Origin of the sequence: Prosthecobacter sp. (assembly GCF_044373815.1) — a bacterium.
Taxonomy (GTDB): Bacteria; Verrucomicrobiota; Verrucomicrobiia; order Verrucomicrobiales; family Verrucomicrobiaceae; genus Prosthecobacter.
Map to the genome: position 1 here is coordinate 1 of NZ_JBIPNG010000391.1, position 6,311 is coordinate 6,311.

At 59.9% G+C, this 6,311-nt stretch carries 4 protein-coding genes and 1 pseudogene; 1 reads left to right on the top strand and 4 read right to left on the bottom strand.

From position 1 onward, the window contains the following. The 4 genes from ACIREA_RS24025 to ACIREA_RS24040 all read right to left on the bottom strand — a co-directional run. On the bottom strand, positions 1-625 hold a 625-nt coding region (locus ACIREA_RS24025; RefSeq protein WP_397384875.1), incomplete at its 3' end, for a sugar phosphate isomerase/epimerase family protein. A gap of 63 nt (positions 626-688) precedes the next feature. Beyond that, a complete protein-coding gene (locus ACIREA_RS24030) occupies positions 689-1,780 on the bottom strand; it encodes a hypothetical protein (RefSeq protein WP_397384876.1) in 1,092 nt (363 codons plus the stop codon). 443 nt (positions 1,781-2,223) lie between these two features. Further along, on the bottom strand, positions 2,224-4,065 hold the full coding sequence (locus tag ACIREA_RS24035; protein ID WP_397384877.1) for a GreA/GreB family elongation factor: 1,842 nt from the start codon (positions 4,063-4,065) through the stop codon (positions 2,224-2,226). 75 nt (positions 4,066-4,140) lie between these two features. Beyond that, the gene (locus ACIREA_RS24040) at positions 4,141-5,382 is read right to left on the bottom strand and encodes a class I SAM-dependent rRNA methyltransferase (protein ID WP_397384878.1); all 1,242 of its coding nucleotides are present in this window, start codon (positions 5,380-5,382) and stop codon (positions 4,141-4,143) included. A gap of 203 nt (positions 5,383-5,585) precedes the next feature. Between ACIREA_RS24040 and ACIREA_RS24045 the strand changes: the two are divergent. Further along, positions 5,586-6,311 (top strand): annotated as a pseudogene (locus ACIREA_RS24045) (2-acyl-glycerophospho-ethanolamine acyltransferase); the annotation flags it as partial.

A 6,311-nucleotide genomic window follows, 5' to 3' on the forward strand; every position in this document is an offset into this window, starting at 1 on the left:
TGTCATTCGAGTTCCAGCAGACGCGCACATTGTCGCGGTCGGCGGCGTCCATGATGGTCTTGATGTGGGGCAGCTCGGAGGTGTCCTTGCCGTGAACCTCAAGCCGGATTTCCTGGCCAAAGCCGACGGCGTAGTCTCCCAGCTCCGCCAACGCCTTGCCAATCTGCGCGAGCGTTTTCTCCACGGGGACGTCCTTGGGGAGGCCGTTGGGCTTCACTTTGACGCCGCTGGCGCCGAGGTCGTGGCTGAGCTTGATGTACTGCTTGGCCCCCGCGATGTTCTTCTTCAGCTCGTCCTCCTTGGGGGAGTGAAATTCAAAATTGGTGCCCATGCCCAGGAGGTCCACCGGGGAGTCTTCAAACTGCTTCCGCACAGTGGCGCGCTGCTCTGGGGTGAGATCGGTGCTGACCTTGTGCGCATGGTCGATCCGCAGTTCCACGGCCAGCACCTGGGCGGTGTCACAGTTTTTGAGCAGGGTGGGCAGATCCCAATCGGCGCCCCACATGTAGGTGACGAGGCCAAACTGGATGTTTTCGCCCTTGTAGGAAAGCTTGGCGTCAGCGGCGAAGGCTGCGGCGGCACTGGTGCCGAGGACGGTGTGGAGAAAGTGGCGGCGGGAGGACATGGTGGTGGGTGTTAACGCCTGCCACCGGCGGCTCATTGCAGCCGCCTGTCAAAACCTGCGGCCTCAGCGTACTTCGTCCGCCGCCTTTTTCTGAGCGGCGATGTCCTTGCGGCGGAATCCCTGTACGCGCCCTTCACCCTTGTAGAGGTAGATTTTTTTGACATCGTCCAGTTTCATCAGCACCCAGGGGGAAAGGATATTTCTTCCGTTCTTGGTAAAGACAATGTTGTCGGCCAGATGAACGCAGGAGTGAAAGGCGTCACCGGTGGTGCTGTCGAGGAAGAAGAGGACGTCGGCGAACTGATACGGGGGCTCCACCGGGGTGAACTGCTCCAGCACCTGGCTGGTGGCCAGACGTGCGTCCAGCAGGTACTCATGAGGCTCGTAGTTGAAAAAGTTGAGCGAAGTCCAGTGGCAGTCCGGCATGACGCCATGCTTGGCCATGTCCAGGCCGGGATAGGTGTAGAGCAGCTTGCGGGCGAGCGCGGGGAGAATGTGAACGAGTCCAAGGTCATCCACCCCGTCGAGTTCAATGATGGACCGGACCATGGGCTCCAAATCCTTGCGGCGGAGGCCGGTGCCAAAACTCCAGTATTTGATGATTTCCTCGGCGTTGGAGGTTCTGTCGAGCTTGAGGCGGATCATCAGGGTGCGCGTGCGGGTGCAGGCCTTGAAGATGGCCCGGGCCTCGGAATCCGACTGGGCGTAATTCAGCAGGACAGGGATGTCGCTGAAGGCAATGGCGTCACCGCGTGCGTAGCTGAGCTGTTTGATTTTGCTGATGATTTCAGGCCGCAGCTTGCTGCCTTGGTACCATTCCTCCACCGTGGTGCCAATGATGAGGACCGGATCCGCCTGATATTCATTCTCAGGGTACTTCGCCAGTTCTGAGTAAATCACCGTCCGCGTTTTCGGGGTCATGCCCTCCAGCTCAGCGAGGGGAGGCAGCAGGTGTATAAAAGACCCTTCTTTGATCAGATGCTTCGGCGCGAGGAGGGTGGAGATCAACGACTCTGAGAGGCCGGCTTTGGTCAAGAAAGCGGGCAGGCTGTAGAGCGAGGATGCTGGGAAGGTCCAGCGTGGGATCGGGCTTGGCAGAGGAAACTCCTCAATGAGGCTGGCAGGTGCCTCCAGGTAAACATAGGCGCACTTCATTTGTCCCCATGGCCCGGACGCAGTGTCGAAAACGGCGGGGTCGGAAGCGGGGGCTGTGGCTGCGGGTGCGGCTGTCGGGGTCTGATTGCTCCCTAAGCCGCTGAGGATGACGCTGAGATTTTCGGCACGGGTGATCTGTGCCGCTGAATCCGCCGGGAGTGACAACCCCGCAACGACTGCAGCCAGAAAGGACAGGCTGACTTGACGAGCTATGAAGATGTTTTCTCGAAGGCTCCTGGAGAAGTGAAAAGAGAGGGAGTCTGGAGGCATTGGGTTGAGGCTTGCATGCAAGCATAGGCTGCTTGCACATCATGAGACAATCCCCATGGCTGGGGGGGATTTGATGGCATACGTACCATTCAATTGAAAAAAATCATGCTGAATCAGCAGTCATAAAAAAACTCTCCGCTGGCGACGGAGAGTTTTGTCGAGGCAACTGTTGGCTACGCTTTGAAAGCGCGAACAGCTGTGACTTTCACTTTGCGGGTGACGTGGTGGCTGTCAGTGGACAGCTCCACTTCCTCGCCGACAGCCTTGCCGATCAGGGCTTTGGCAGACTCAGAAAGGTAGCTGATGATGTTCTTGTCCAGATCACCATCCCAGGCTCCCAGAATGGTGAAGGTGTCCTTGGCACCGGAAGCGAGGTCTTCGACATCGACGATGGTGCCGATGCCGACTTTGTCCGTGGGCACATTGGCGAAGTCCGTGCCACGGGCGTTGCGCAGTTCGCGTTCCATCTTGCCCTGCATGCGCAGGAGGACGGACTGCTGGTCGCGGGCGGCCTTGTAGCCGCCGTTTTCGCGCAAGTCACCTTCGTCACGGGCGATCTGAATCTCCTTCTTGTTGTCAGGGATCTTGACGTTGACGAGGTCTTCCAGTTCCTGCTTCTTCTTCTCCAAGCTTTCCCAGGAGACGATGAGGGAGTCGTCTTTGTGAGACCCGGCGTTCTCGTCCATCATGGCTTCCATTTCAGGACGCACCTTGATGATGCGGGCCATGAGGGAGCGGCGGGTCAGTTCGTCAAAGAGGGAGCCGTTGATCAGGCGCTTGGCCAGCAGGCGGACGTCTTCGTCCTCCGCTTCGGCCACCATCTCACCCAGCAGGGTCTTGTCGTCCGAGAGCAGGTCTTGGAGACGGCCGGTGCGTTTCGGGCCACCTTCCATGTGGTCGCTTTCAATGACGCCGAGGATGGCATGGCCGAGATCGATGTCGAAAACGGATTCCGCCAGTCCTTTGCGCTCGCGGGCCATCCAGATCAGCAGATCGGCGGAGAGCATGCGGTTGCGCAGGGATTTCTTCAAGGCGTCGGCCAGCACGTCGAGCTCGTCGTTAGCGTCCAGCACTGTGGCGATCTCAGCCACGGCGCGGCCACCGGTCTTGGTGAGGTGGTGCAGGATCTCAGGCACCCAGCCACGGTTCGGGAAAGCTTCGGGGAAGGCGCGGTAAATGCGGCCGAGCAGGCTGGCGGAAAGGCCCTTGATGGAATCCGCGAGCACTTCCTTCGTCTCGGTGATGAGATCGGAAATCTTCATGGACCCCATCGGCGCGGCGGCGGTGAGGCTTTCGAGGAGTTCGTCCCGTGCGAGCAGGAGTTGCAGGCACTCCTTGAGGTTCAGTTTCACGCTCTTGCGAGCGGAGTCGGAGATGTCCTGGAAGACGGGGATCAGTTCGGTCTTCGGATCGGAGAAGAGATCGATGTCCTTCTGGATGCTGGCCAGGGTGGCGAGCTTGGTCTTCAAGTCGCGCGCGGCGAGGAAGGACTTCACCATCTGGGTGCCGGCGTTCTCAGCCTGGTCACGCAGCACCAGCTTTTCAGAACGTTTGGCAGGCACCACCACGTGGCGGTGCGTCTTGAGCGCGCGCTTGGCGGCTTCCCACCACTTCTTGTAGTCGGCGTCAGAAACGATGCGGCCCTTGAGCAGCTTTTCCAAGTCGTCCAAGTGCAGCGTATTGCCGCTGCTCTTGAGGGCCAGCTCCACCAGTTCCGGGGCATTCTTCACCGCCATTTCCTTGAGTGAATCGAGATCCGCCAGACGACGGGCGAGAAGATGGTCCGGGGAGATGATGTCCAGCGAGCTGATCGCAAAGGTGAGCTTGAGCGGATGGCCGGGCTTGCCTTCGAAATCGAGCAGCAGGCGGTCGCCCAGCAAATCCCATTCAGCGATCCTGCCGACGCCCCAGCTTTTGTGGAGAACGAAAGTTCCGGGTTCAAGTTTGGAAAGTTTCTCGCCGTCAGCAGCAGGGAGCTTGCCTGCGGCCACAATGTTTTGCACCTCTGGATTCATGGGACGCTAAGAGTAAACAGTCAGAATAAGGTAGCAAAGGAAACCTGTAACGATTCATTCACACTTTTCCCGGGTTTACCACGCGATGCACCACAGCACCTTCAGGTAGCGGCTTTCGGGACAGTTTGACATGACCGGGTGGTCCGCACCAGCTCCGGTGCGATCAATGATCTGCAGGCGGCGCTTGTTGCGGTGGGCCGCGCGCATCACGATTTCCTCAAATTCAGCGACATCCAGCAGGCCGGAGCATGAGCAGGTGACGAACAGGCCGCCGCGCTTCAGCAGGCCCAGGGCCACGGCGTTCATGTCGTAGTATTTGTTGCGGCCCAGCTGGCCTTCCTCGGGATCGCGGGCGAAGACGAGCTTCGGCGGATCGAGCACCACGGCGTCCCAGAGGGCCCCGTTTTGCTGCATCTGGCGGCCCCAGGTGAAGGTGTCCGCATGCACCCAGTCGATGCGGACCTGGTTCAAATCGGCGTTCTTTTTCGCCTGGGCGATGGCTTTTTCATCGAGATCCACGGCGGTCACGTCCTCGCAGCCCCCATGGATGCGTGCGCTGAGCGCAAAGCCGCCGGTGTAGCTGCACAGGTCCAGCACGCGCCGGCCACGGGCCAGATGGCCGAACTTCAGACGGTTGTCACGCTGGTCGCAGAAGAAGCCGGTCTTGTGCCCGTCTTCGAATCCGACCTGATAGCGCACGCCATTCTCGCGAATGCGCACGCCGCGCGGGGCGGGGGCGTCCGCTTCCGGCACCTCCGAGTAGCGCATGCCTTCGATGCGGGCAATGTCCGGATCGACCTCGATGAGATGCTGCTTGGTGCCCAGGGCGTCGTGCAGTTTGGGCAGCCAGCGGGACAAGCGACGCCACACGCCGAGCGTGGTGACTTCGATGGAAAGCACATCGGCATAGCGATCAACCGTCAGGCCGCTGAGGCCGTCCCCGTCCGAAGAGATGACGCGCCAGGCGTCGGTGGTTTCATTGAGCCGGAGGGTCTTCAGGCGCAGGTCCAAGGCGGCATCCACCCGGGCGTCCAAGGCGTCTTCGGTGAGCACATCATCGCCATGCTGGAGCACCCGCAGTGGCACCTTGGCGTTGGGATTGAAAAAGCCGCTGCCAAAAAGCTGGCCCTCTTTGTCATACACATTCACCAGCTCGCCCGCTTTGGCGTCCGGGGACACGGCGCGGAGCATGTTCGGATACACCGCCGGATGAAACGAAAAGTACTTCATCTGCGCCCAAGGTCGCAGCCAGGACTCGCTGCCAGCAGGGGGCGGAGCGGGAGATTCACGGCGGGGATAACGCGGGGGAGGGGGCATTGGCGGAAGTTGACGGTGGTTGACGATGGCTGAAGGCTCGCTGCGCAAGCGCTGACAGTGGTTTGAAGAACTCTGTTCCACAGCCAACAACTGCAAACAACCGCAAACCACAGCAAACAACCGTCATCTTTCCCTCCGCCCCTTTTCCCGCTGGCATGCGCGTTGCTCCCCGCTTAGGTACGCCTGCATTCCGCTCACACACCATGGCCTCTGAAAAGCCCGTCACTCTCAAAGACCTCACCATCCTCGGCAAAGAGAACATTCCCTCAGGGGGGGGATTCTTGATTCTGCCCAGTCAGCTGGGATACTTTGATCTGCTGCGACTCGAACTCGTGCTGGCAGGCCGCGAGATCGTTTATGTATTGAAAAAAGGCGCCGCCCTTCACCCGCTGCTGCGGGTGCATCTGGAGCGTGAAAGCGTGCACGCCATGGAGTTCACCCCAGGTGAGACCGAGACCTCCGCCTACCGCAGCGCCATGGCAGACGCTGCCAAAAGCGGGGCTGTCATCATCTATCTGCCTGCTGAGGCGGCGACGATGGTCTCCCCCATGACCACCGTGCCAGGCACGAAGCTGGAATTTTTGCTCAAGGCCGGAATTCCCGTGTTGCCGCTGCATGTGCACCGCCGTCAGGACACCGCCCTGCCGATCGAGCGGCGCTACAGCGATGCCGAGGTCATCTTCAATTTTGGCAAAGTGCTGCAGGGTGACGAGTCGAATCTCCCCAACTATCAGGAGAGCCTGCTGCTGCTCTCTGAGCAGTGCATCAACGAATGCGCTGCGCTCGATCTCAGCCTCGGCTACGCCTTGATCCTGGGCTTTAAAAAACATGGCACCCGCAACAGCGTGGTGGATGGCAAGGACGACAAGATCCTGCGATTTGACAAGGTTTTTGCCACGGCACTTGCGCTGTCAGAGGTCGTGAAGAAG

What these genes read in the sequence shown, in the direction of transcription:
- ACIREA_RS24030 (WP_397384876.1), bottom strand. Translation starts at nt 1,780, where the DNA reads ATGAAGTGCGCCTATGTTTACCTGGAGGCACCTGCCAGCCTCATTGAG.
- ACIREA_RS24035 (WP_397384877.1), bottom strand. Translation starts at nt 4,065, where the DNA reads ATGAATCCAGAGGTGCAAAACATTGTGGCCGCAGGCAAGCTCCCTGCT.
- ACIREA_RS24040 (WP_397384878.1), bottom strand. Translation starts at nt 5,382, where the DNA reads ATGCCCCCTCCCCCGCGTTATCCCCGCCGTGAATCTCCCGCTCCGCCC.